Origin of the sequence: Sphaerisporangium siamense (assembly GCF_014205275.1) — a bacterium.
GTDB lineage: Bacteria > Actinomycetota > Actinomycetes > Streptosporangiales > Streptosporangiaceae > Sphaerisporangium > Sphaerisporangium siamense.
The window spans coordinates 7,542,376-7,565,493 of the sequence record NZ_JACHND010000001.1 but is presented as its reverse complement, the minus strand read 5'-3'; the positions used below and the strand labels follow the sequence as shown (position 1 = coordinate 7,565,493).

Here is a 23,118-nt window from a genome sequence, read left to right as displayed (position 1 = left end):
GCTTTGGAGACATGCGTTTCGTAAAGGGCCACGGCACCGAGAACGACTTCGTCATCCTCCCTGATCTCGACGCGGGCCTCGACCTGCACGCGTCCCTGGTGGCCCGGCTCTGCGACCGGCGCGCCGGCATCGGCGCCGACGGCATCCTCCGCGTCGTCCCCGCCAAGCTCAGCCCCGAGGCGGGCGAGATCCTGGACCGCGAGGGCGCGCCGCGCGGCGGCGCCGAGTGGTTCATGGACTACCGCAACGCCGACGGCGGCCTGGCCGAGATGTGCGGCAACGGCACGCGCGTCTTCGCGCGCTACCTGGTGGACTCGGGGCTGGCCGAGCCCGGCGAGTTCGACATCGTGACCCGCGGGGGTGTGCGCCGCGTGAGCCTCGGGCGCACCGGCGACGTCACCGTGGACATGGGCGCGCCCCGGGTGGGCGGCGAGAGCCGGGCCACCGTCGGCGGCGCCGAGTACACCGGCCTGGTCGTCGACATGGGCAACCCGCACCTCGCCTGCGTCACCGGCGACCCCGTGGGCCTCATGGACCTGAGCTCCCAGCCGGGCTTCGACCCCGCCGTGTTCCCCGCCGGCGTGAACGTCGAGATGGTGAACGTGGTGGGCGAGCGGCGGGTCGTGATGCGCGTCCACGAGCGCGGCTCGGGCGAGACCCGCTCCTGCGGCACGGGGACGGTCGCGGCGGCGGTCGCGGCGGCGCGGCTCGCGGACGAGCCGGAGGGCACCTGGATCGTCGAGGTTCCCGGCGGCGTGCTCACCGTCACCCTCGGCGCGGGCACGAGCCTGCTGGCCGGCCCCGCGGTCCTGGTCGCCTCGGGCGAGGTCACGGGGCTCTAGACCCCACCGCGCGTGGCCGCCTGTTTGGGGCACGAGCGCCGAACTGGCAGACTGGCCTGCCATGGACGTGGACATCTGGGCCTGGGTCGCTGACACCCAACGGCAGTTGCACGAAGCAGGCGACACAGGGCTCGCCATCGCCTTGGGCGACCTGCCCGCCCAGGCATTCGAGGGGCGGTACTCCCAGCTCGACGTCATGGCGCCCGCGGTGGCCCAGCAGGCCGGCACGCTGGAGCGGCCGTGGCTGGAGCTGTTCGCCCGCTACTGGCACCTGATCAGCCGAATCGGCGACCGCGCCCAGGGCACCGTCGCGCTCGGCGACGCCGAGGCGCTGGCCGAGTTCGCCGCGCGCGAGGACGTCAAGGACTGCCCCTCGGTCCCGGCCGCCGCCGAGGCCCTGGCCCTCACGCAGGCCAACGTCGACGGCCCCGGGTACGCCGCGGAACGCCTCGCCGCCCTCGGCGCCGCCCTCGAAGGCGTGAGCCCCGGCTCTCCCGCGTTCTGCGGCCTGGCCGGCCAGTACGTCGCGGCGCTGATCGACGCGGGCGAGAGCGAGCAGGCCGTCACCTACTACGAGTCGGCCGCCGCCGGCCACCGCGGCGCCGGGGGCCAGGTGAGCTGGGAGCTCGCCGCCATGGGCGTGCGCGCCCTGCTCGCCGCGGGCCGCGCCGAGGAGGCGCTGGCCGAGCTCGACTCCGCCAAGGAGTTCCCCGCCGACGACCCGGTCGCCAAGGACCACCGCGAGGGCGTGCTGCGCGCGCTGGTGCTCGCCACGGCCGGCCGCTCCGCCGAGGCGCTGGAGGCGCTGCCCGACCTGGACGTCGTCGGCGACCACCCGCGCGACTGGGTCGAGTGGGCGCACGTGGTCGGCCGCCTGGACCAGGTCATCAGCAACACCTGGCAGCTCGGCCGGGTCATGCGCCAGTGGATGACCTACTTCGAGACCATGGGCGTGCACCGCGGCCGCGTCGAGCTGGCCCTGATCTCCGGGCACCTCGCCGTCAAGCGTCAGATCCCCTGGCAGGCGAACGCCCTGGCCGACCTGGCCGAGTCGTGGCTGGGCTCGCTGCGCGTCACCGACGGGCTGCCCGAGCGCGTGGCCGAGCTGCGCGCCGCCGCCGCGGCCGTGACGCCGCCGCCCGCGCCCGGCCCGCAGGACGAGCTGGTCGAGTACTTCGACGCCGCCGACGGCCACAACGCCGACCCCGAGCGGTGGGTGGGCTGGCTGTGGCCGCTGTCGGGCACCGACCTGCCGGCCACGCGCCGTCACACGACCACGCTGAGCTTCCTCGGGTACGCCCCGGTCGGCGCGGACATCCTGTGGAAGGCCGTCGTCGAGGGCGGCGACCCGGCCACCGCCGAGGACCAGGACATCGCCTACCTCACCGGTGTGCTCATCGAGGCCGGTCAGGACGAGCGCCTGGAGCGCTTCGCCGCCATGCTCCCGGCCCCCGCGGCACACCTGGCCCTCGCCCGGCTGCACCGCGCCCGGGAGCGCTGGGAGGAGACCTCCGCCGAGGCCGGGCGCTCCCTTGAGGCGGGCGCCGAGGGCACCACCGCGCTGGAGGCCCGCCGCCTGCTGGCCGGCGCGGCCCAGCAGCTCGGCGACAACGCCAAGGGCGCCGCCATCCTGCGCGAGCTGGTCGAGTCGGAGGCCGGCGAGGAGGAGGACGTCTGGCGCATGATCGTCATGGCGACCGCCGCCGAGGACTGGCCGCTGGTCCGCGCGGGCGCCGCCAAGCTCGGCATGCCCCTCGCCTCCGACGAGGGCCCCATCGAGGAGGAATGGCACCTGGTCCGGGTGGTCCTCCCGGTGTCGGACGGCAGCAGCCGCGAGGTGCTGTCGGTGCGCACGGGCCCGGCCACGGCCCGCCTGCTCATCCCGCAGCCCCGCGGCATGGACTACAACGCCGGCGACGTCTTCGTCATCGACCCGCGGCCCCTGGAGCCGGTCCCCGACGACGCCGAGGCGCAGGAGGGCTACGTCATCCCGTTCGCCGGGGTGTCCATGCTGCGCCCGGGCGGCTTCACGAGCTGGTTCTTCGACGGCGCGGCCCCGAGCGAGGAGGACTGGACCGAGTTCAACGAGGTCATGGCCGAGCGCGGCTGGCCGATGTGGGTTTACAGCGACGAGAACTACACGATCGCCCACCCGTCGACCGGCGAGCGCCTGCAGGGCGTCTACGGCTGGATCGCCGTCCCGCCGCAGGTGAACCCGTCCGAGCTGGACGCGGTCCTGGACGACGCCACCGAGCGCTGGAGCCACCCGATGGCCTGGCTGGACCTGGCCCGCGCCGTGGGCGTCGAGGTCGAGCGGCACGAGCGCATCGTCAAGGAGTACGGCCTGTAGGCGGCCCGCCCGCCTTCAGAACGCGGCGCCCGGTCCGGTGGACCGGGCGCCGCCGCCGTTTCCGGCCCGCCGCCTCTCACCCTGCGCACCCGCCGTCTCGGCCGTGGACGGTGGGTGCGCGCCGACCAGACCTGTCCCTTTGATGCATTGACGTGGGCCGTTGGTGACGTCTGCGGTGATCGCGTTTTTCGGGGGTAGTTGCTATACCTAGGCATTGCATTTTCTTTACCTGGGGGTGGCAGTGGGTCTGCGTGGATCTCGCACGATCATGGCGGGCGTCGCCGCGGTCGCCCTGCTGGCCGGGTGCGGACCGGTCGAGACCGGCGGCCTCGGGGACACCGGCGGCCGTGCCGGGTCCGGAGGCAAGGGCGGCGGCTCGACCGGGGTCAGCCCGCTCGACAATCCCGACGGCACCGAACGCGGCCTGGGGGCGATCAGCTCGGGCAAGGACCGGGCCGCCGCCGTCAAGCTGATCGACAAGGTGCCGACCAAGGGACGCGGCGCGAAGACCGGCTACGACCGCGAGGACTTCGGGTACGCCTGGGCGGACAACGCGGAGGACATCCCCTTCGCGCGCAACGGCTGCGACACCCGCAACGACATCCTGAAGCGGGACGGGAAGGACCTGAAGTACCGGTCGGGCTCGAACTGCGTCCTGGTCTCGATGACCCTTGAGGACCCCTACACCGGCAAGACCATCGAGTGGAGCAAGAGCGACGCCGCCGAGGTCCAGATCGACCACGTCATGCCGCTGTCCTACGACTGGCAGATGGGAGCGTCCCGCTGGAGCAAGGCCGAGCGGATGCGGATCGCCAACGACCCGCTGAACCTCCTGCCGGTGGACGGCTCGGCCAACTCCTCCAAGGGCGACTCCGGCCCGGCGACCTGGCTTCCCCCGTCCAAGACGATCCGCTGCGCGTACGCGGTGCGTTTCGCCCAGGTGGCGCTGAAGTACGACCTGCCGGTGACGGCCCCGGACAAGGACGCCATGCTCGCCCAGTGCCGCTGACGGCGGGGGCGTCTCAGTCGTCCTCCACGGAGGCGGTGGGCCGGCCGCCGGAGCAGCGGACCTCGATCTCGGTCTCCTCGTCGTCCCCGGCCTCGAACCTGACGCGCGCCTTGTCGCGCGGCCCGGACTCGGCGTCCTTCACCGCGTATCCGGGGGAGGGGGTCCAGGTGAGCAGGGTGACCAGCCCGCCGGAGCACCGCGCGACGACGACCCCGCCCCGTCCCCGGAACGCCCGGCCGGCGTCGGGGTCCGTCCGGGGCGCGGGCGTCCCGGCGGCGGGGGACGGGATCGTGGGGGCCGGCACGGCCGTGCCCGGGGGCGGCGTGACCTCCAGGGCGCGCCGCACGTCGGCGGAGGACATCACGCGGCCCGCCCCGGTGACCGACTCGCCGAGGAACGTGGTGACGACGACGCCGGCGCCGGTCGCCACGAGCGCGACGACCAGCCACCCGGCGACGACCAGCAGCGGGCGCCGTTTCATGCGCCGATCCTCCCTGGCCCACGGCTAAAGCCGGGTTAAGAGCGCGATAACGGACTTATGTCCTGGGCTTTGACCGATTAGCGTAACCGCACATGGCCACCATCCTGATCGTCGAGGACGACGCGGCGATCCGCACCGCGCTCATCCGGGGACTTCGCGATCGGGGGCACGCCGTGACCTCCGCGCCCGCCGCGCTGGAGGGCCTGCGGCAGGCCGTGGCCGACCGCCCCGACCTGGTCGTGCTCGACCTCGGCCTGCCCGACCTGGACGGCGCCGAGATGCTGCGGATGCTCAGGGCCGTCAGCCGCGTGCCCGTGATCGTGGCCACCGCGCGGGACGGCGACGCCGAGATGGTCCGCCTGCTGGACGCCGGGGCCGACGACTACGTGGTGAAGCCCTTCAGCGCCGCCCAGCTCGACGCCCGGGTCCGCGCCGTGCTGCGCCGCGCCGACGGCGGGCCCGCCGACCCGTCGATCACCGTGGGCGGCCTGCGGCTGGACCCGCGCGGACGCGAGGCGGCGCTCGGCGGCGTGGTCCTCGACCTCACCCCGCGCGAGTTCGACCTGCTGCACTACCTGGCCGCCCGCCCCGGCCAGGTGGTGACCAAGCGGGAGCTGCTCACGCAGGTGTGGCAGGTGCCCTACGGAGGCGCGGACAAGACCGTGGACGTCCACCTGTCCTGGCTGCGGCGCAAGCTCGGCGAGACCGCCCAGGAGCCCCGGTACCTGCACACCGTGCGCGGCGTGGGCGTCAAGCTGGTCGACCCCTCGTGAGGCGCTGGCTGGCGGTGCTGGTGGCCGCCACGACCTCGCTGGTGCTCATCGCGCTGCTCGTCCCCATGGCGCTGCTGGTGCGCGCGCTCGCGCAGAGCGGCGCGGTCGACCAGGCCACCGCCGAGGCGCAGTCGGTGGCGGCCTCGGTGGGCACGGCCGACGCCGCCGCGCTGACGATCACGGCCGAACGCGCGTCCGCGTCGGGCGGGCATCCGGTCACCGTGTTCCTGCCGGACGGCCGCGTCCTCGGCTCCGCCGCCCCGAGGTCGCCCGCCGTGGAGTACGCCGCGCGGGGGCGCAGCCTGGTGGCCGAGACGCCGTCCGGCCTTGAGGTGCTGGTCAGCGTCCAGGGCCTGCCCGGCGGCACGGCCGTGGTCCGCGTGGGCCTGGCCGAGGCCGACCTGCGCCGGGGCGTCGGCGAGGCGTGGCTCGGCATGCTTCTTCTCGGGCTGGCGCTGATCGGGGTCGGCATCCTGGTCGCCGACCGCCTCGCGCTCGCCCTCACCAGGCCCATGAGCGGGCTCGCCCGCGTCTCCCACCGGCTCGCCGCCGGCGACCTGACGGCGCGGACCACGCCGGGCGGCCCGCCGGAGGTGCGCGACGTCGGGCTCGCGCTGGACCACCTGGCCGGGCGCATCGGCGACCTGCTGGCCGAGGAGCGCGAGACGGCCGCCGACATCTCCCACCGGCTGCGCACCCCTCTCACCGGCCTGCGGCTGGAGGCCGAGTCGCTGGCCGACCCCGAGGAGGCCGCGCGGCTCGGCGCCCGCGTCGACGCCCTGGAGCGCGCGGTCAGCTCGGTGATCAACGACGTGCGCCGCCGCTCGCGCGACCAGGAATCGTGCGACGCGGCGGCGGTCGTGGGCGAGCGGGTCAGGTTCTGGTCGGTGCTGGCCGAGGACCAGGACCGGCCGGTGGACCTGCGGCTTCCGCCCGCGCCGCTCACCGTGGCGGCCGGCGCCGCCGACCTGGGCGCCTGCGTGGACGCCCTGCTCGGCAACGTCTTCGCCCACACCCCCGAGGGCGCCGGGTTCGCGGTGCGGCTCACGGCCGTCCCTGAGGGGGCGCGGCTGGAGGTCGCCGACGACGGGCCCGGGTTCGGCGCGGGATCCCTCGCGCGGGGACGCAGCGGCGCGGGGTCGACCGGGCTCGGCCTCGACATCGCGCGGCGCACGGCGGAGGGGTCCGGAGGGTCGATGGCCGTGGCCGCCGCGCCGGGCGGCGGCGCGCTGGTCGTCCTGCTCTTAGGACGCCGTTAACGACGCCGCAGCGCGGCCTTAGCGCTGCCGGGGCGAGCCTTGGGCCATGACGAACAACACGAGCACCGAACGAATCGGCAGGACGGCCCGGCTCATCCTCGCGGGCGCGGGCGCGCTCGCCGTCCTCGGCGCCGGCGCCCTCCCGGCCACGGCACGCGCCGCCGTCCCCGCCACGACCATGGCCGTCGCCTCCTCGGTCACCGGCAGCGCGGCGATCTCCGCACGGCAGGCCGTCAGGATCGCCAAGAAGCGCGTGCCCGGCGCGCGGGTCACCGAGGTGGAGCGCGAGTGGGAGCACGGGCAGCGGGTCTGGAAGGTCGAGCTGACCAAGCGGCACACCGAGTACGACGTCTACGTCTCGGCGCGCACCGGGAAGATCGTCAAGTTCCGTCAGGAGCACGACGACTGACCCGCCGCCGCGCGGACGGTCACGCGCCGCCCCGGCAGGCCGTGGGCGGGGGCGCGGACGATGTCGGCGAGGGCGGCGGCGCAGTCGGGCACGTTCAGGTAGAGCGTCCAGCGCGGCTCGTCGCCGAGCGAGTCGTACGGGACGCGCAGCCGTCCGCACGCGGGCCGCCGGTCGATCGTCCACACCAGGTAGTCGACGTCGACGCCGTCCCCGGCCTGTTCGGACTCGTAGCCGAACAGGTCCTCGGTGTGCAGCTGGCAGGCGAACGTCTCCGGAAGTGTTTCCCGCATCCGACTCGTCCGACCTCGCTTACCCCCCAGACCTGCCTATATCGGCGCGCGACCCACCGTGCCCGCCACAACTGACCTGCCGCTAAAGCGCGGTGAAAGCGCTGCTCACGCGGCCACCCGCATGGTCGGGAGCGAGCCGATTCCTAGGCCGACGAAAGGAAAGGGACATGAAACTCACGCCGAGAGTCAGCGCCGTGGTCGCGGCGGCGGCGTTCTCGCTCGTTCCCGCGGTGACGACGGGCCCCGCGGCCGCGGCGGCCCTCGCCCCGGCCGCCGCCCAACCGGTGCCGGCCGCGCACGCCGAGGGCTCCACCGGCGCGGGCGCGGCGGCTCGGGCACAATGGCGGACTCAACGACACGAAGCGCTGGGTCCGTTCCGGTCCGGGGACACCGGTCTCTGGAAGCGGCCGTCGGGTGTTCGGGTGATGCAGGTCAAGGCCCGCTGCTGGGGCAACAACGCGCGGTTGTACATCTCGCTCATGTTCCTGCGCAAGTGGGGCGCCGGCGATGGGGTCGCCAAGAACGCCCAGGGGCCCTGCAACGGCAAGTACATCTACGCCCGCATCCACAACGCCGGGCACTCGAAGTACTACGCGAGCTTCAGCGTTACCAAGAAGCACACCGTCGAGTACTGGGTGCAGAACTACAAGTAATCGGGGCTGACGATCACCGGAGCGAAAAGCGCTCCCGCTCGCTGGGTCCGGAGTGCCTCAGTGCCCCGGACCCAGTTCGGCGCCGAACTCGCCGGCGATCTCACGCATGCCCTCGGCCAGCCGGTCGCGGTCCAGTGCCTCGATGCGCTCGGCCGGGCCGGAGATGGACATGCTCGCCACCACCCGGCCGCCGTCGCGCACCGGCACGGCCAGGCAGTGGACGCCGAGTTCCTCCTCGCCCAGGTCCACGGCATACCCGCGCTCCCGCACCGCGTCCAGCTCGGCCAGCATGCCCTCGACGGTGGTCACCGTGTGGTCGGTGCGGCGCGGCAGGCCGGTGCGGCCGAGCACCGCCGCCGCGTCGGGGCGGTCGGCCAGCAGCACCTTGCCCACCGCCGTGCTGTGCGGCAGCACCCGGCGGCCGACCTCGGCGAACATGCGCAGCCGCCGGGGCGACGCCGCCTGCGCCAGGTAGATCACGAAGTCGCCCTCCATGATCGCCAGGTTCGCGGTCTCGCCCGACAGCGCCACCATCTTCTCCAGGTACGGCTGCGCCCACACCCCGACCATCCGCTCGGCCGTGCCGCCGAGCCGCACCAGCGCGCTGCCGAGGGCGTAACGGCGGTCGGACTCCTGGCGGACGTACCCCCGGGCCAGCAGGGACCGCAGCAGCCGGTGGATCGTGCCGTACGGCAGCCCGGTCCGCGCCGCGATCTCCGACAGCCCCGCCTCACCGCCCCGGTCGGCCAGCGCCTCCAGCACGTCCAGCGCCCTGTCCACGCTCTGCACGGTGCTCACCTCAGGCGCTCCTCTCCCGGGTCGTGGCGGCGGTCGGTCCGTAATCGCGCGGCGGCGTTCATGGGCTGCCCAGGGACGACGCGGGCAGGCCGCGGAGCGAGGCGTCGAGGACCTCGGCGGTGTGGGCGACGCGCAGGCTCTCGCCCCGCCCGCGCGCGGCCGAGGCGATCTGCATCGTACAGCCGGGGTTGGCCGAGACGAGAAGGTCGGCGCCGACGCCCAGCACGTGCCCGGCCTTCCGCTCGCCCAGCTCCCGGGCGGCCTCGGGCTGGAAGAGGTTGTAGGTGCCCGCCGACCCGCAGCAGATCGCGGAGTCCGGGATCTCGCGGAGCCGCAGTCCGGGAATGGCCGCCAGCAGCGCCCGGGGCTCGGCCCGCACCCCCTGGGCGTGCGCGAGGTGGCAGGCGTCGTGGTAGGCGACCGTGATCGGCAGGGGATGCCGCTCGGCGAGCGGGCCGAGCTCGGCCAGGTACTCGGCCAGGTCCACGAAGCGCAGCGCCCGCACCCGCTCCGCCCAGGCCGGGTCCCCGGCGAGCAGCTCGGCGTACTCCTTGGTGCTCGACCCGCACCCGGCCGCGTTCACGACCACGGTGGTCACGCCCGCCCGCTCGAACGTCGCGATCGTGCGCCGGGCGAACCGCGCGGCCTCCTCCGGGCGCCCGGAGTGGACCGACAGCGCGCCGCAGCACCCCTGGCCGGGCGGGACGACCACGTCACACCCTTCCAGCGCCAGCACCCGCGCGGTGGCGGCGTTGACCGAGGGGAAGAACTCCGACTGCACACAGCCGGTGAGCATGCCGACCGTCGCCCGCCGCTCGCCGCGCGCCTCCACCAGACCCGGGATCCGCACGCGGCGGGGGGTCGGGGGCGCGAGCGCGGCCATGGCGGCCAGGCGGGGGTCCAGGCGTTCGAGCAGCGGGCCCAGGCGCGGCCGCAGCCGTTCGGTGAGCCGCAGCGGCAGGCGCAGCGCCCGCAGCCGCCGGGGGTAGGGGAACAGGCCGAACACCAGGGCGCGGAAGGCGCGGTCGTCCCAGCGGCGGTGGTGCTCCCGCTCCACCTCGGCGCGGGTCTGCTCGATGAGCATGTCGTAGCGCACGCCGGACGGGCAGGCGGTGACGCACGCCATGCAGCCCAGGCAGGCGTCGAAGTGCCCGGCCATCTCGGGCGTGAGGGGGGTGCCCTCGACGTGCTGCTTCATCAGGTGGATGCGCCCGCGCGGGGAGTCCATCTCCTCGCCCCACAGCCCGTAGGTGGGGCAGGTGGGCAGGCAGAACCCGCAGTGCACACAGTCCTTGATCAGTTCGGGGTCCACGTCCGCCTCCTCACGCGCCCGCCCGTGCGGCGCCGCCGGTCAGCCGTCCGGGGGACATGCGCCCCTCGGGGTCGAAGCGCTCCTTGACGCGCCGCATGAGCGCGGCGGACCCGACGGGGCCGAAACGGTCGATCCGGGCCGCCTCCGGGGGCGCGGTCCACACCACCAGTCTGCCGCCGGCGGCGGACAGCTCCGTACGCAGGGACGTCACGAAGATCTCGGCCGCGCCGGGCGGCGTGTCGGGGGGCAGCGCGGCGTACAGGACGCACGTGGCCGCCGATCCGCGGATATGGGCGTCCAGCCCCGCCGCGCCGGCCGCGCGTCCGGCGGCGGCCGGCGCGGTGACGGCCGCCGCGGGCGGGACGCGCAGCTCCAGCAGGTAGCCCGCCGGGCCCGCGCCGGGCGCGGCCTGGCCGGGCAGGCGTCCCCACCAGGCCGGCGGGTCCGCCGAGATCCGTGCGGTGTCCCCGAGCAGCCGGGCGGCGTCCTCGGCCCGTTCGCCCGCGGCGACGCCCTCGACGAGCGCGGCCACGGTGACCGGCGCGCGGACGCCGGGACTGTCCAGCTCGATCGCGCTCGGCTCCAGCGGCGACGTGGCGAGCCGCGCGACGGCCGCCACGACGCCCGGGCCGGGGGAGGTCGCCGTGATCCAGGCACGGGCGGTGGGGAGGGGGTGGAGCCGGAAGGTGGCCTCGGTGATCAGCCCGAGCGTGCCCAGGGAGCCGGTGAACAGCTTGCCGAGGTCGTAGCCGGCGACGTTCTTGACGACCTTGCCGCCCGCCCGCGCGACGGTGCCGTCGGCGAGCACGACGGTGACGCCGATCAGCAGGTCCCGCGCGGTGCCGTGCCGCAGGCGGCCCGGACCGGCCGCGGCGGTGGCCAGCGCGCCGCCGACGGTCGAGCCTCCCGTGGTGAAGTCGAGGGCGAGCCGCTGGCCCGCCGCGCCGAGCGCCGCGGCCAGGGCGTCGGCGGTGATGCCGGCCTGGACGCGCGCGACCAGGTCGCCGGCCTCGTGTTCCAGCACGCGGGCCAGGCGCCGGGTGTCCAGGACGAGGTCGCAGCGGGCCGGGGGGTGGCCCCAGGAGAGCTTGGTGCCGCCTCCCACGGGGGTGACGGCCAGGCCGTGATCGGCCGCCGCGCGCATCACCAGCGCGGCCTCGCCGGTGGTCTCGGGCGTGGCCACCCAGCGCGGCGCCACGCCGGCGACCTCGTCGCCCGGCTCGGCGGGGCGGACGGCGACGCCGGTGGTCACCAGGGACTCGCCGGGCGTCATGACCGGCTCCCGCCGCGCGCGGGACCGGGGGACGGGGGGAGGGGCCGCATCAGAACAGGTCCGCCTCTCCGGAGGCCACCAGAGGGTGTACGCCCTTACGCACCCCGGGGGCCTCCCCGCACAGCCGGGGCGTGGGGAAGATCTTGCCGGGGTTGGACAGGCCGGCGGGGTCGAAGGCGCAGCGGACGAGCTGCATCGTGTCCAGCTCCTCCGCGGTGAACATCTTCGGCATATATCGGGACTTGTCCACGCCCACCCCGTGCTCCCCGGTGATCGACCCGCCGTACCGCAGGCACAGGTCCAGGATCTCCCCGGACACGATCTCGGCGCGCTCGGCCGCGCCCTCCTCCGCGTCGTCGAACAGCACCAGCGGGTGCAGGTTGCCGTCCCCGGCGTGGAAGACGTTGGCCACGCGGATGCCGTACCGCGCCGACAGCTCCTCGATGCCCGCCAGCACCGCGGGCAGCGCCGTCCTCGGCACGACGCCGTCCTGCACGAGGTAGGCGGGGCTGATCCGCCCGACGGCCGCGAACGCCGACTTGCGGCCCTTCCAGATCGCCGCGCGCCGCGCCGGGTCGTCGGCCACGCGCATCTCGAACGCCCCGCTCTCGCGGCACAGGCGCTCCACCTGGGCGAACTCGTGGGCGACCTCGGCCGCGGGGCCGTCCAGCTCGACGATCAGCACGGCCCCGGCCCCGGGCGGGTAGTCGCACCGCACCGCGGCCTCGGCCGCCTCGATGGCCAGCGCGTCCATCATCTCGATCGCCGCCGGCAGGACGCCCGCGCCGATGACCGCCGACACCGCCACCCCGCCGGACTCCACGTCGGGGAACGCGGCGAGCAGCGTCGTCACGGTCTCCGGTTCGCGCGACAGCCGGACGGTGACCTTCGTGGCGATGCCGAGCGTGCCCTCCGAGCCGATGAACGCGCCGAGCAGGTCGTACCCGGGGTCCATGGCGTCGAGCGTCACGATGTCGCCCTCGGGGGTGACCAGCTCGATCGCGAGCACGTGGTTGACCGTGAAGCCGTGCTTCAGGCAGTGCGCGCCGCCGGAGTTCTCCGCGACGTTGCCCCCGATCGTGCAGATCTGCTGGCTGGACGGATCGGGCGCGTAATAGTAGCCGTACGGCCGGGCCGCCTCGCTGATCGCCAGGTTGGTGACGCCGGGTTCCACGACGGCCCGCCGGTTGGGGATGTCCAGTTCCAGGATCCGGCGCATCCGCGAGGTCACGATGAGCACGCCGTCCGTGCGCGGCAGGGCGCCGCCGGACAGGCCGGTGCCCGATCCGCGCGCGACGAACGGCGTGCCGGTCTCGTGGCACGCCCGGACGACCGCCGCGACCTGCGCGGCGGTCTCCGGCAGCACGACCACGCCCGGCGTGGCCCGGTGGTAGGTCAGCCCGTCGCACTCGTAGGTGCGCAGCCGCACCGGGTCGGTGATCACCCCGCCGGGGCCCAGCAGCTCCAGCAGGCGGGCGGTCAGGCCGGGCAGGGCGGCGGGGCCGGTGGTCATGGCATGCGGGCGTAGGCGGGCAGGGTCAGGAACTCGGCGAAGTCGTCGTCCAGCGCGACCTCCCGGAACAGTTCGGCGGCCTGCCGGTACAGGGGCTCGTCGAACCCGGGCTGCTCGCCGATCTTGGCGAGCTCCTCGGCGATGACGCGCTCGGCCATCTCGCGGGTGACGATCTCGCCGGTGTCGGCCAGCTCGATGCCGTTGTGGATCCACTGCCAGATCTGCGAGCGGGAGATCTCGGCGGTGGCGGCGTCCTCCATCAGGTTGTGGATGGCGACCGCCCCGCTGCCGCCCATCCAGGCGGCCAGGTAGCGCAGGGCCACGTCCACGTTGTTGCGCAGGCCGGCCTCGGTGATGTCGCCCGGCGTCTCGGCGACCGCCAGCAGCTCGCCCGCCGACACCGAGACGTCCTCGCGGAGCCGTCCGAGCTGGTTGGGCTCATCGCCGAGCACCGAGTCGAACACCTCGCGGCAGATCGGCACCAGGTCGGGGTGGGCGACCCAGGAGCCGTCGAAGCCGTCGCCCGACTCGCGCGTCTTGTCGGCGCGCACCTTCTCCAGCGCCACCTTGTTGACCTCGGGGTCGCGGCGGGAGGGGATGAACGCCGCCATGCCGCCGATCGCGTGCGCCCCGCGCCGGTGGCAGGTGCGGACCAGCAGCTCGGTGTAGGCGCGCATGAAGGGGGCGGTCATCGTCACCGCGTTGCGCTCGGGCAGCAGGAACTCCCGGCCCCGGGTGCGGAACTTCTTGATCACGCTGAACAGGTAGTCCCACCGGCCCGCGTTGAGGCCCGCCGAGTGGTCGCGCAGCTCGTAGAGGATCTCCTCCATCTCGAACGCCGCCGGGTAGGTCTCGATCAGCACGGTCGCCCGGATCGTCCCGTACGGCACGCCGAGCAGCTCCTGCGCCCGGGTGAACACGTCGTTCCAGAGGCGGGCCTCCAGGTGGGACTCCATCTTGGGGAGGTAGAAGTACGGCCCGCGGCCCTTGTCGAGCTGGCGGCGGGCGCAGTGGAAGAAGTAGAGCCCGAAGTCGAACAGCGAGGCCGAGAACGGCGCGCCGTCCACCAGGACGTGCTTCTCGGTGAGGTGCCAGCCCCGGGGGCGGACCACGACGGTGGCCAGCTCGTCGTCGGGGCGCAGCGCGTACCGCTTGCCGCCGGTCTCGAAGTCGATCGTGCGGTCGAGCGCGTCGCGCAGGTTGAGCTGGCCGTTGACGACGTTCTCCCACAGCGGGGAGTTGGCGTCCTCGAAGTCGGCGAGCCAGACCTTGGCCCCGGAGTTGAGCGCGTTGACGGTCATCTTGCGGTCGACGGGGCCGGTGATCTCGACGCGGCGGTCCACCAGGCCGGGGGCGGGCGGCGCCACGCGCCAGGCCTCGTCCTCGCGGATCGCCTTGGTCTCCGGCAGGAAGTCCAGGGTGCCGCCCGAGGACAGCTCGGCCTGGCGTGCCTGCCGCGCCTCCAGCAGCTCGCGGCGCCGGCCGTCGAACTCGCGCTGCAGGGTGGCGACGAAGGTCAGGGCCTCGGGGGAGAGGATCTCGTCGAAGCGGTCCAGCCGAGGGCCGGTGATCTCAACGCCGTCCATGGCCATCCTTTCCAGGACTTCCACAATATGGAAAAAGAGTTCTGAATTACGGAATCGACGCTACCGAGCGACGGCTCAGGGGTCAACGCCGGGTGCCCCTGAGGGATCCCTAAGGGCTGTCTCGGGGCGTTCCCCGATGGGCGCGGGACACGCCGGGCGGCAGGCTTGGAGCATGACGAAGACGTTGTCCTCCGAGCCGTCCTCCGAGTCCCCCGGCGACCCGGAGGGTTCCCCCGGCTCCGGACGGGGGCCGCGCCCCCCGCGGGGACGCGCGCGGCCGATGATGGCCGCCGGGCTCGTGCTCGGCGCGGGACTGCTGCTCGGCGCCTGCGGCCTGGAGAACATCGCCGGGCCCACCAAGCAGGCGACCGAGACCTACGACGTGACCGGCCGGATCGGCCTGCTGCGCGTCGAGGGGGGCGCGGGCGACATCGTGGTGACCGAGTCCGCGCGCACGGGGGTGCGCGTCACCGAGACGCTGCACTGGAAGAGCGAGAAGCCGAAGACCAAGCACCCGATGGACGGCGACACGCTCAAGCTCGGCTTCACCTGCGATAACGGCGGCTGGACGTGCGGGGTCGACTACAAGGTCGAGGTCCCGCGCGGGCTCAACGTGAAGCTGGAGGCCGGGTCGGGCGACATCACCCTGCGCGCCCTGTCCGGCCGGGTCGACGCCAAGACCGGATCCGGCGCCGTCGACGCGCGCGGGCTCGGCGCCACGTACGCGGAGGCCGACAGCGGGTCCGGCGACGTGGAGCTGCGCTTCACCAGCGTCCCCGAGTACGTGCGGATCGGGACCGGCTCGGGGGACGGCATCGTGCACGTGCCGCAGAACACCTACCACGTGAGCCTCACCACCGGTTCCGGCGACCACACCATGCAGGTCGCCAACGACCCGGCGTCGCCGCGCAGGATCATGGTGCAGACGGGGTCCGGCGAGGCCAAGGTGCTCAAGGGCTGACGCGGCGGCGCCGTGCTCCGCCGGGGGGAATGCTCGGTGGTCGGTGGGTAACGTCTGCTTCGCGGTGATCTGTGCGGATAACAAGGTGAATCGACGAGGTCCGCGTGGCACGATCGTAAGGGAAGACAACAACGGGGTCCCCGTGTTGAACTGTGCGTAACGGTGAGCCCCACGAGCGCCGAGGAGCGCGACCATAACCACAGAGAAGACGTATATGTCCAACGAGTCCTACGAACACCTCGCCGCCGGCGACTACGACCTCGACGACCGGCAGGCGCTCCGGCGGGTCGCCGGACTGTCCACCGAGCTTGAGGACGTCACCGAGGTCGAGTACCGCCGGCTCCGCCTGGAGCGGGTGGTCCTGGTCGGGGTGTGGACCACCGGCACCGTCGTCGACGCGGAGAACTCCCTGCAGGAGCTGAGGCTCCTGGCCGAGACCGCGGGATCGCAGGTCCTGGAGGGCCTGATCCAGCGGCGCCAGCGCCCCGACTCCGCCACCTACATCGGATCCGGCAAGGCCGCCGAGCTGCGCGACATCGTCGCCTCCAGCGGCGCCGACACCGTGATCTGCGACGGCGAGCTCACGCCCGGTCAGCTGCGCCAGCTCGAAGAGGTCGTCAAGGTCAAGGTCATCGACCGCACGGCCCTGATCCTCGACATCTTCGCCCAGCATGCCAAGAGCCGCGAGGGCAAGGCGCAGGTCGAGCTGGCCCAGCTCAGCTACCTGCTGCCGCGCCTGCGCGGCTGGGGTGGCAACCTGTCCCGCCAGGTCGGCGGCCGCGCCGCCGGCGGCGTGGGCATCGGAGGCCGCGGCCCCGGTGAGACGAAGATCGAGCTGGACCGCCGCCGCATCCGCGAGCGCATGGCCAAGCTGCGCCGGCAGATCGGCGGCATGTCCACCGCCCGCGAGACCATGCGTTCGCGCAGGGCGCGGCGCGAGGTCCCGGCCGTGGCCATCGCCGGCTACACCAACGCCGGCAAGTCCTCGCTGCTGAACCGTCTCACGGGCGCCGGAGTCCTGGTGGAGGACGCCCTGTTCGCCACCCTCGACCCGACCGTCCGCCGGGCCCGCACGCCGGACGGCAGGCTGTTCACGATCGCCGACACCGTCGGCTTCGTCCGCCACCTGCCGCACCAGCTCGTCGAGGCCTTCCGCTCCACGCTGGAGGAGGTCGCCGACGCCGACCTGATCCTGCACGTCGTGGACGGCTCGCATCCGGACCCCGAGTCCCAGCTCGCCGCCGTCCGCGAGGTCCTGGCCGACCTCGACGGCGTGAGCCACATCCCCGAGATCGTGGTGGTCAACAAGGCCGACGCCGCCGACCCGGTGGTGCTGGCCCGCCTGGCCACCCGCGAGCGGCACAGCGTGGTCGTGTCCGCCCGCACCGGGGCGGGCATCGACGAGCTGCTCGCCGTGATCGAGCGGGAACTGCCACACCTGGACCACGAGGTCCACATGCTCGTGCCGTACGACCGGGGCGATCTCATCTCCCGGGCGCACAAGGAGGGCGAGGTGCTGTCGATCGACCACACCGCCGACGGCACGGTGCTGCGGGCCCGGGTTCCGGCCGGTCTCTATTCCGAGCTCGACCGCACGGGAAAGCCCGTCGAGACCGTCGTCTGACCCGCCGTCAGCCGGTCCGCCGGAGGGCGACGATGGCCACGTCGTCCTCCCGGGCCCCGAAGTGCGCGATCAGGCGGTCGCAGAACATCTCCAGGTCCCGGTCGAAGGACTCGGCGATGCTCCGCACGACCTCCAGGCTCTGGTCGAGCGGCACGTCCCGGTCCTCGATCAGGCCGTCGGTGAACATGAGAAGGGCGCCGTTCCCGGGGAGCTTCAGCCGGTCCACCCGGTACTCCTCGGGGGCGGCGCCGATCAGCAGGTTGCCCCAGTCGTGGTAGTGGGCCTCGCCGTCGGCCACGATGATCGGCGGGATGTGCCCGGCGTTGGCGATCTCGACCACGCCGCTCGCCACGTCGATCAGCAGCAGGCACACCGTCGCGGTCATCGAGGGGTGGTAGCGGCGGAGCACGTCGTTCAGCCGCCCCATGAGACGCCCGAGATCCTGCTCCTCCACCACCAGGGCGCGCAGGGCGTGCCGCAGCTCGGCCATCACCGTCGCCGCGTGCAGCGAATGCCCCTGCACGTCGCCGATGCCCACGAGCAGCCGGTCGCCGAGGCGCATGACCTCGTAGAAGTCTCCGCCCACCTCCACGTTGTCGATGGCGGGCTCGTAGCGCAGCGCCACCTCCAGCCCCGGCGTGGGCGGGATGTGGGAGGGCAGGAAGCTGCGCTGCAGGGTGAGCGCGATCATGTGCTCCTCGGCGTAGGCGCGGAGCGCGTCCACGGCCAGCGTCAGCGCCTGGCCGAGCTGCTTGAGGATGTCCAGCTCGTCGGAGTCCAGCGGCTCCGAGCGGTCCACGCCGAGCACCACCGCCGGGCGTTCGGACCGGGTGCGCGAGACGACGGCGGTGATGCCCGTGACGACGTCGGTGTCGGGAATGATCCCCAGCCAGTCGTTCCGCGCCATGGTGAACTCGGCCGTGCCCGCCGAGGTGCCCAGCGTCGCGGCCGTCACCTTGTCCAGGCTGTCGTCGGGGGCCCCGCGGCTCCTGGACATGCCGCCCGGCTCGATCGCGGTGTAGCGGCGCATACGGCCGTCCAGGGCGATGGCCAGCGCCCCGGCCCTGCGGTCCAGGATCTGGGACGTGCCCTCCACCGCCACCCGCAGCAGCCTGTCGAACGTCGTGCTCGCGCTCATCTGCAGCGTGACGTTGGTCAGCTCGCTGAGCCGCTTGGCCATGCGCTCGGCCCGCTGGCGCGCCCGGTAGTAGCGCAGCGCGGCCTGCACGGTCGCGAGGAACTCCTCGGGCTCGATCGGCTCGGCCATGTAGGCGTCGGCGCCCCGGTAGAGCCCGTGCGCGCGGTCGGCCACGGCGATGGCGTGCGCCGAGATCTGGATGACCGGAATGGCCATGGTGAGAGGGTCGGCCTTGATCCGCTCGCACACCTCGTACCCGTCGATGTCGGGCAGTCGCACATCGAGGATCACCAGGTCGGGCGAGACGGCCCGCACCAGGCGGAGGGCCTCCTCGCCGCAGGTGGCCTCCACGACGTCATGCCCGGCCCTGCGCAGCCAGCTGCCCAGGATGTACCGCTTGGTGGGGGTGTCGTCCACCACCAAGATGGTTCCTGGTTTCTCAGTCATCGTTCCTCTTTGATAGCACCGGGTCGGGGCGTACCTGAGACCGGCCACCGAGTGGCGTCCGGGTGGGTTCTGCCTCCGGAACGCCGAGGCTAACCGGTCTGGGGGGTCTCGGTTTCCGGGGCGAGCGGCAGCCGCACGGTGACGGTCGTGCCCTCACCCGGAACGCTGGTGAGTTGCAGCGTGCCGCCCAGCGCCTCGGCCAGCCTGCGCGCGTACGGCAGGCCGAGTCCGGTGCCGCGCGCCCGTGTCTGCACGGGGCCGGGAATCTGGAAGAACTCCTCGAACACGCGCTGCTGGAGCTCGTCGGGGATGCCGATACCGGTGTCGGCGACCACGAACACCACCTCGCCGTGGTCGGTGTAGGCCGTGAGGCTCACCTCGCCCGCCTCGGTGAACTTCAGCGCGTTGGACATCAGGTTGCGCAGCACCCGCGACAGCAGGACCTCGTCGGTCGTCAGCGTCTGCGGCGCCCGGCGGACGTCGACGGTGAGGCGGACCCGGTCGGCGCTCGTCGGGTTCAGCGTCATGCGCAGCCGGTCGGCCAGCGCGGGGACGTCCACGGCCGCCGGCTGCGGGGTCAGGCGGCCCGACTCGGCCTTGGCCATGTCCAGCAGCTCGGCCACCAGCGCCAGGAGCGTCTGCGCGGAGCCGCCGATCAGCTCGACCTGGAGCTGCTGCTCCTGGCTCAAATCCTCGCCGCCCGGCCCGAGCAGCAGCCGTACCAGGCCGATGATCGAGTTCAGCGGGGTGCGCAGCTCGTGGCTGATCGTGGCCCAGAAGCGGTTTCTGGCCTCGCTGGCCTCGCGGAGCTGGGCGGACTTCTCGTCCAGCTCGGCGTACAGCGCGACCACGCCCCTGTTGGTCTCCTCCAGCTCCTCCGAGAGCTGGTTGTACAGTGCGAGGACGCCCTGGTTGGTCTCCTCCAGCTCGGCGTTGAGCCGCAGCAGGTTCTGACGCTGCTCCTGGGAGTCCTCCAGCGCGGCGGCGAGCTCGCGGTTCTGCTGCCGGAGCTCCTCCAGCACGCCCGCGGGCGTCAGCTCGCCCTGCCTCGCCCGGATCTCTCCCAGCGCCCCCTCGGCGAGGTCGCGAGACCCGGGAACCCTTTTCACCATGGTGATCCGGCGTGTCCCGTCATCGTGGTCCACCGTATCCATGAGACGGCCCGCGAGCAGCATCCCCGCGGCGGCGACCTTGCGCGGGCCCTCCGAGTAGGACAGCTCCAGCACGAGGCCCACGCCCTCGTCCAGGCGGAAAGTGATCGTCGCCCGGCGCCCGCCCGCGACGATCTCACGGCCCACCTCGCTGAGCGCGGTGCCCACCCGGATGCGGTCCAGCTCGTCCAGGCCGACGGCCTCGGCGACGTCACGGCCCACCTGCCGGACCGCGAACACGGCGTGGTCGTCCTCCAGGACGACGGTGATCAGCTCGCGGGTCATGGGCCGGTCCGGATGACGAGCACGCTCGCGTCGTCCCGGCGGATGGCCGAGTCGCGGAACAGCGTGCCGGCGATGACGTGCGCCGAGTGGCGCAGCAGGCCGGGATAGGCGGCGAGGTCCCAGCGCTCGGTGAGCCCGTCGGAGTGCAGCACGATCACGGCGTGCGGGGGGAGCTCGTAGCGGGACTCCCGCATGTGGCGGGCGTTGTGCCCGGCGATGCCCGGCATGGCCAGCATCCCCTGGCGCCCGGTGGGCGTGACGATCCACCCGGAGATGTTCCCGATGCCGGCGTACGTCACCGCGCGCGACCTCCTGTCGACGTGGATCGCCGCCACGGCGCCTCCCCGGGTGTGCCCGAGGGCGCGGTGCACGCGCTCGATCATCGAGACCGGCGTGACCTCCGGGGCGGCGCGGAAGACCCGGACGGCCTCGCGCGACGCCTCCGCCGCTCCGATGCCGTGGCCGAGGCCGTCGCAGACGATGGCCGTCACCGTGTCGGGGGTCTCCTCGAAGGCCAGCGCGTCACCGCTCACGATCTCGTCGCCCACGGGCCGTCCCAGCCCGCACGCCACGGTGTCGGGGACGGACGTGCCACGTGCCGTGAACAGCATGGTCAGGACGGTTCCCTTGCCCGGCTGGGAGTAGATGTCGTAGGAGTCCGCCAGACGGGTGATCGCGCCGAGGCCGATGCCGAGCGTGCCGGTGGTGGAATAGCCGTCCCGGATCGGTCCAACGGTGTCGGACATGCCGGGGCCGCTGTCGATCGAGATCACCTCGACCGTCCCGAGGGCGCCCGGGTGCGGGCGGATCAGCATCAAGCCGACCCGGGCGTGCTTGACCAGGTTCGAGGCGGCCTCGCTCACCGCCACGGCGACCTGGCCGACGTGCTCGTCGTCGAACCCCCTGTCCCGGGCGAGCGCGGTGGCCATCCTGCGGGCCGCGCCGATCGCGCTGGCGTCTTCGAGCCTCAGCCAGGAGTCCTCCCGCTCGGGGCCTAGCGGGTCCATTTCGTCACCGTCACGACCGTTCCCCGGCCGGGCTCGGAATCGAGCTCGAACTCGTCGACGAGACGGCGGCTGCCGCTCAGGCCGAGGCCGAGGCCGCCTCCGCTGCTCCAGCCGTCGGTCAGGGCCAGGTTCAGGTCGGCGATTCCGGGACCGTTGTCGCCGAACACCAGGCGCAGCCCACGACGCCCGCCGCGGTCGAGGATCTCGATGCGGGCATGGCCGCCGCCCGCGTGCACGAGGGTGTTCCTGGCGAGCTCGCTCGCCGCCGTCACGACCTTCGTCTGGTCGATCAGCGAGAAGCCGAGTTCGATGGCCGCCGCGCGGACCTTCTGACGGACGATCACCACCTCGTCGTTGGACGTGATGGTGAGCTCCTCCGTGGGCTCCACGATGCGGGGCGGGGGGTGGCTCACGGGCCCACCGGCGACAGCTCGTCCGCGGCCCCACGGGCATGGCGGCCGAGCAGGGCGATGCCCTTCTCAAGGTCGAGCGCCGTGCGCAGGCCGCCGAGCGACAGCCCGAGCTCGACCAGAGTGATGGCCACGGCGGGGCGCATGCCGACGACGATCGTCTCGGCGTCCAGCATGCGGGCCATCCCGGCGATCGTCGACAGCATGCGCCCGACGAACGAGTCGACGATCTCGACGGCGGTGATGTCGATGATCACGCCCACCGCGCTGGTGGCGACGACGCGGTCCGCCAGGTCCTCCTGAAGGGTGAGGACGGCGTGGTCGTCGAGATCTCCCTGGATCGAGACGAGGAGGATGTCACCGATCTTCAGGATGGGCACGCGGTCCATCAGGCCTCCTCGGCCCGGATCGCCACGCGGGTCTGCTTCTTGCTCACGACCTCCACCCCGCTCTGCTTCAGCGTGTACGCCAGCGCGTCCGCGAGGGTGGCCTTCGTGACGATGTCGCCGAACTCGATGCCCAGGGTGACGATCGTGTGGGCGATCTGCGGGCGGATGCCGGAGATGACGCACTGGGCGCCCATCAGGCGGGCGGCCATCACGGTCTTGAGCAGGTGCTGGGCGACCTGGGTGTCGACCGCCGGCACGCCCGTGATGTCGATCACCGCGTACTCCGAGCCGGTGTCGACCAGGATCTGGAGCAGCTTCTCCATGACGACCTGGGTGCGGGCGGAGTCCAGGGTGCCGACCAGGGGGACCGAGACGATGCCGTCCCACAGCTTGACCACCGGGGTCGAGAGCTCCAGGAGCTGCTCGGTCTGCTCGGTGATGATCTTGTCGCGGGCCGCGGTGTAGGCCTCGAAGGTGTTGAGGCCGAGGCCGTCGATCGTGCGGGAGAGCCAGACGAAGCCGCGCAGCGCCTGCTCGCTGCCGTCGGCCTCGACGATCTCGTAGACGGCCTCCTTGAGCCCGAAGACGGCGACCGCGGTCTCGCTGGGGGTGAAGCCCTGGCGGGCGCGGGAGCGGGACAGCTCGCCCAGCAGGCCCCGCAGCTCGGAGACGGTCTCGGGCTGGACCAGTGTCTGCAGGAAGGCGCGGTAGAGCTCCTGCAGTTCCTTCCGGGTCTCGGTCTCGTTGACACGGCCGAGCAGCGGCTCGTTCGAGATCTTCACCCAGCGGTCGAGGATGCGGCTCTCGTGCTCACGAAGCAGCTGTTCGATGTGATGCCTGCTGGTATTGTCCTGGACGGTCAAGATGGCTCCCCGGCCAACCCACAGTGTGGCTAGCGAATACGGTGTTCTCCAGAGAGGCTACACTGGGTAGACCAAGATCATCCCACCTTCCGGACATATGCGACACCCGTTCTAGATCAGGATGATCAGGGCAAAGCAGGCGGTAACCGTCATGTGGTGGGCAAAACCTCGCATCGGTGCAGGAAAAGCGCTGTGGCCCGCGAGGCTTGAATATTGCTACGATATGGAAACCCTGACGAGACATTCTGGCGTTGGTTTCGCATGATGACGTGTGTGACTGCTGGTGCAGCAGAGG

General features: G+C 73.0%; 22 protein-coding genes. 9 read left to right on the top strand and 13 right to left on the bottom strand.

Annotated features, from left to right (window positions below):
- Positions 1 to 11: 11 nt before the first annotated feature.
- The 3 genes from dapF (at position 12) to BJ982_RS34280 (ending at position 4,201) form a co-directional block, all read left to right on the top strand.
- A complete protein-coding gene (gene dapF, locus BJ982_RS34290) occupies positions 12 to 842 on the top strand; it encodes a diaminopimelate epimerase (protein WP_184887005.1) in 831 nt (276 codons plus the stop codon).
- 61 nt (positions 843 to 903) lie between these two features.
- The gene (locus tag BJ982_RS34285) at positions 904 to 3,192 is read left to right on the top strand and encodes a tetratricopeptide repeat protein (protein WP_184887002.1); all 2,289 of its coding nucleotides are present in this window, start codon (positions 904 to 906) and stop codon (positions 3,190 to 3,192) included.
- Between the two features lie 268 nt (positions 3,193 to 3,460).
- Positions 3,461 to 4,201: an HNH endonuclease family protein gene (locus tag BJ982_RS34280; protein WP_184887000.1), complete on the top strand. Its 741-nt coding sequence runs from the start codon at positions 3,461 to 3,463 to the stop codon at positions 4,199 to 4,201.
- A gap of 13 nt (positions 4,202 to 4,214) precedes the next feature.
- Here the strand turns inward: BJ982_RS34280 and BJ982_RS34275 are convergent, their stop codons facing one another.
- Positions 4,215 to 4,682, bottom strand: a complete 468-nt coding sequence (locus BJ982_RS34275) for a septum formation initiator (protein ID WP_184886998.1) — start codon at positions 4,680 to 4,682, stop codon at positions 4,215 to 4,217.
- 92 nt (positions 4,683 to 4,774) lie between these two features.
- Between BJ982_RS34275 and BJ982_RS34270 the strand changes: the two genes are divergently transcribed.
- Genes BJ982_RS34270 through BJ982_RS34260 form a run of 3 tightly spaced genes read left to right on the top strand, consistent with a single transcriptional unit; the run spans position 4,775 to position 7,123 of the window.
- Entirely contained in the window at positions 4,775 to 5,455 is a 681-nt protein-coding gene (locus tag BJ982_RS34270) for a response regulator transcription factor (RefSeq protein WP_184886996.1), read from the top strand.
- A complete protein-coding gene (locus BJ982_RS34265; protein ID WP_184886994.1) occupies positions 5,452 to 6,714 on the top strand; it encodes a sensor histidine kinase in 1,263 nt (420 codons plus the stop codon). Before BJ982_RS34270 ends, BJ982_RS34265 begins: the two co-directional genes overlap by 4 nt.
- Positions 6,715 to 6,760: 46 nt before the next feature.
- The gene (locus BJ982_RS34260; protein WP_184886992.1) at positions 6,761 to 7,123 is read left to right on the top strand and encodes a PepSY domain-containing protein; all 363 of its coding nucleotides are present in this window, start codon (positions 6,761 to 6,763) and stop codon (positions 7,121 to 7,123) included.
- Here BJ982_RS34260 and BJ982_RS34255 read toward each other — a convergent pair.
- Positions 7,105 to 7,413, bottom strand: coding sequence for a VOC family protein (locus BJ982_RS34255; RefSeq protein ID WP_184886990.1), 309 nt, complete (start codon positions 7,411 to 7,413; stop codon positions 7,105 to 7,107). The two genes, BJ982_RS34260 and BJ982_RS34255, sit on opposite strands and share 19 nt — an antisense overlap.
- Before the next feature lie 167 nt (positions 7,414 to 7,580).
- Between BJ982_RS34255 and BJ982_RS34250 the strand changes: the two genes are divergently transcribed.
- Positions 7,581 to 8,066, top strand: coding sequence for a hypothetical protein (locus BJ982_RS34250; protein ID WP_184886988.1), 486 nt, complete (start codon positions 7,581 to 7,583; stop codon positions 8,064 to 8,066).
- Positions 8,067 to 8,123: 57 nt separating this feature from the next.
- On the opposite strand, the gene BJ982_RS40750 is transcribed toward BJ982_RS34250, so the two are convergent.
- From BJ982_RS40750 to aceB, 5 genes are read right to left on the bottom strand one after another with little or no spacing between them, the layout of a single operon-like run.
- Entirely contained in the window at positions 8,124 to 8,864 is a 741-nt protein-coding gene (locus tag BJ982_RS40750; RefSeq protein WP_184886986.1) for an IclR family transcriptional regulator, read from the bottom strand.
- A 58-nt stretch (positions 8,865 to 8,922) separates the two neighbouring features.
- Positions 8,923 to 10,176: a (Fe-S)-binding protein gene (locus BJ982_RS34240; RefSeq protein WP_184886984.1), complete on the bottom strand. Its 1,254-nt coding sequence runs from the start codon at positions 10,174 to 10,176 to the stop codon at positions 8,923 to 8,925.
- 10 nt (positions 10,177 to 10,186) lie between these two features.
- Entirely contained in the window at positions 10,187 to 11,449 is a 1,263-nt protein-coding gene (locus BJ982_RS34235; protein WP_184886982.1) for an FAD-binding oxidoreductase, read from the bottom strand.
- A 49-nt stretch (positions 11,450 to 11,498) separates the two neighbouring features.
- Positions 11,499 to 12,962: an FAD-linked oxidase C-terminal domain-containing protein gene (locus tag BJ982_RS34230; RefSeq protein ID WP_184886981.1), complete on the bottom strand. Its 1,464-nt coding sequence runs from the start codon at positions 12,960 to 12,962 to the stop codon at positions 11,499 to 11,501.
- Entirely contained in the window at positions 12,959 to 14,554 is a 1,596-nt protein-coding gene (aceB, locus tag BJ982_RS34225) for a malate synthase A (protein WP_373869669.1), read from the bottom strand. Before aceB ends, BJ982_RS34230 begins: the two co-directional genes overlap by 4 nt.
- 166 nt (positions 14,555 to 14,720) lie before the next feature.
- Between aceB and BJ982_RS34220 the strand changes: the two genes are divergently transcribed.
- Positions 14,721 to 15,509, top strand: a complete 789-nt coding sequence (locus tag BJ982_RS34220) for a DUF4097 family beta strand repeat-containing protein (RefSeq protein WP_239123200.1) — start codon at positions 14,721 to 14,723, stop codon at positions 15,507 to 15,509.
- A 214-nt stretch (positions 15,510 to 15,723) separates the two neighbouring features.
- Entirely contained in the window at positions 15,724 to 17,133 is a 1,410-nt protein-coding gene (gene hflX / locus BJ982_RS34215; RefSeq protein ID WP_184886977.1) for a GTPase HflX, read from the top strand.
- 7 nt (positions 17,134 to 17,140) lie between these two features.
- Here the strand turns inward: hflX and BJ982_RS34210 are convergent, their stop codons facing one another.
- From BJ982_RS34210 to BJ982_RS34185, 6 genes are all read right to left on the bottom strand, one after another.
- Positions 17,141 to 18,718 (bottom strand): fused response regulator/phosphatase, encoded by a 1,578-nt coding sequence (locus tag BJ982_RS34210; RefSeq protein ID WP_184886975.1) that lies wholly within the window; start codon positions 18,716 to 18,718, stop codon positions 17,141 to 17,143.
- A gap of 89 nt (positions 18,719 to 18,807) precedes the next feature.
- A complete protein-coding gene (locus tag BJ982_RS34205; RefSeq protein ID WP_184886973.1) occupies positions 18,808 to 20,154 on the bottom strand; it encodes a sensor histidine kinase in 1,347 nt (448 codons plus the stop codon).
- A complete protein-coding gene (locus BJ982_RS34200) occupies positions 20,151 to 21,161 on the bottom strand; it encodes an ATP-binding protein (RefSeq protein WP_184886971.1) in 1,011 nt (336 codons plus the stop codon). The genes BJ982_RS34205 and BJ982_RS34200 overlap by 4 nt, the downstream gene beginning before the upstream one ends.
- Positions 21,149 to 21,574, bottom strand: coding sequence for an anti-sigma regulatory factor (locus BJ982_RS34195; protein ID WP_239123201.1), 426 nt, complete (start codon positions 21,572 to 21,574; stop codon positions 21,149 to 21,151). Before BJ982_RS34195 ends, BJ982_RS34200 begins: the two co-directional genes overlap by 13 nt.
- Complete coding sequence (locus BJ982_RS34190) at positions 21,571 to 21,960, bottom strand: STAS domain-containing protein (protein WP_203959245.1); 390 nt, start codon at positions 21,958 to 21,960, stop codon at positions 21,571 to 21,573. The genes BJ982_RS34195 and BJ982_RS34190 overlap by 4 nt, the downstream gene beginning before the upstream one ends.
- A complete protein-coding gene (locus BJ982_RS34185) occupies positions 21,960 to 22,823 on the bottom strand; it encodes an STAS domain-containing protein (protein WP_221482422.1) in 864 nt (287 codons plus the stop codon). The genes BJ982_RS34190 and BJ982_RS34185 overlap by 1 nt, the downstream gene beginning before the upstream one ends.
- Positions 22,824 to 23,118: the final 295 nt, after the last annotated feature.

Bases quoted from the DNA above. Each gene is read 5' to 3' on its own strand.
- BJ982_RS34275 (WP_184886998.1), bottom strand. From the start codon at position 4,682: ATGAAACGGCGCCCGCTGCTGGTCGTCGCCGGGTGGCTGGTCGTCGCG.
- BJ982_RS34210 (WP_184886975.1), bottom strand. From the start codon at position 18,718: ATGACTGAGAAACCAGGAACCATCTTGGTGGTGGACGACACCCCCACC.
- hflX (WP_184886977.1), top strand. From the start codon at position 15,724: ATGTCCAACGAGTCCTACGAACACCTCGCCGCCGGCGACTACGACCTC.
- BJ982_RS34190 (WP_203959245.1), bottom strand. From the start codon at position 21,960: ATGGACCGCGTGCCCATCCTGAAGATCGGTGACATCCTCCTCGTCTCG.
- dapF (WP_184887005.1), top strand. From the start codon at position 12: ATGCGTTTCGTAAAGGGCCACGGCACCGAGAACGACTTCGTCATCCTC.
- BJ982_RS34270 (WP_184886996.1), top strand. From the start codon at position 4,775: ATGGCCACCATCCTGATCGTCGAGGACGACGCGGCGATCCGCACCGCG.
- BJ982_RS34205 (WP_184886973.1), bottom strand. From the start codon at position 20,154: ATGACCCGCGAGCTGATCACCGTCGTCCTGGAGGACGACCACGCCGTG.
- BJ982_RS34250 (WP_184886988.1), top strand. From the start codon at position 7,581: ATGAAACTCACGCCGAGAGTCAGCGCCGTGGTCGCGGCGGCGGCGTTC.
- BJ982_RS34235 (WP_184886982.1), bottom strand. From the start codon at position 11,449: ATGACGCCCGGCGAGTCCCTGGTGACCACCGGCGTCGCCGTCCGCCCC.
- BJ982_RS34260 (WP_184886992.1), top strand. From the start codon at position 6,761: ATGACGAACAACACGAGCACCGAACGAATCGGCAGGACGGCCCGGCTC.
- BJ982_RS34200 (WP_184886971.1), bottom strand. From the start codon at position 21,161: ATGGACCCGCTAGGCCCCGAGCGGGAGGACTCCTGGCTGAGGCTCGAA.
- BJ982_RS34220 (WP_239123200.1), top strand. From the start codon at position 14,721: ATGACGAAGACGTTGTCCTCCGAGCCGTCCTCCGAGTCCCCCGGCGAC.
- aceB (WP_373869669.1), bottom strand. From the start codon at position 14,554: ATGGCCATGGACGGCGTTGAGATCACCGGCCCTCGGCTGGACCGCTTC.
- BJ982_RS34230 (WP_184886981.1), bottom strand. From the start codon at position 12,962: ATGACCACCGGCCCCGCCGCCCTGCCCGGCCTGACCGCCCGCCTGCTG.
- BJ982_RS34280 (WP_184887000.1), top strand. From the start codon at position 3,461: ATGGCGGGCGTCGCCGCGGTCGCCCTGCTGGCCGGGTGCGGACCGGTC.
- BJ982_RS34285 (WP_184887002.1), top strand. From the start codon at position 904: ATGGACGTGGACATCTGGGCCTGGGTCGCTGACACCCAACGGCAGTTG.
- BJ982_RS34255 (WP_184886990.1), bottom strand. From the start codon at position 7,413: ATGCGGGAAACACTTCCGGAGACGTTCGCCTGCCAGCTGCACACCGAG.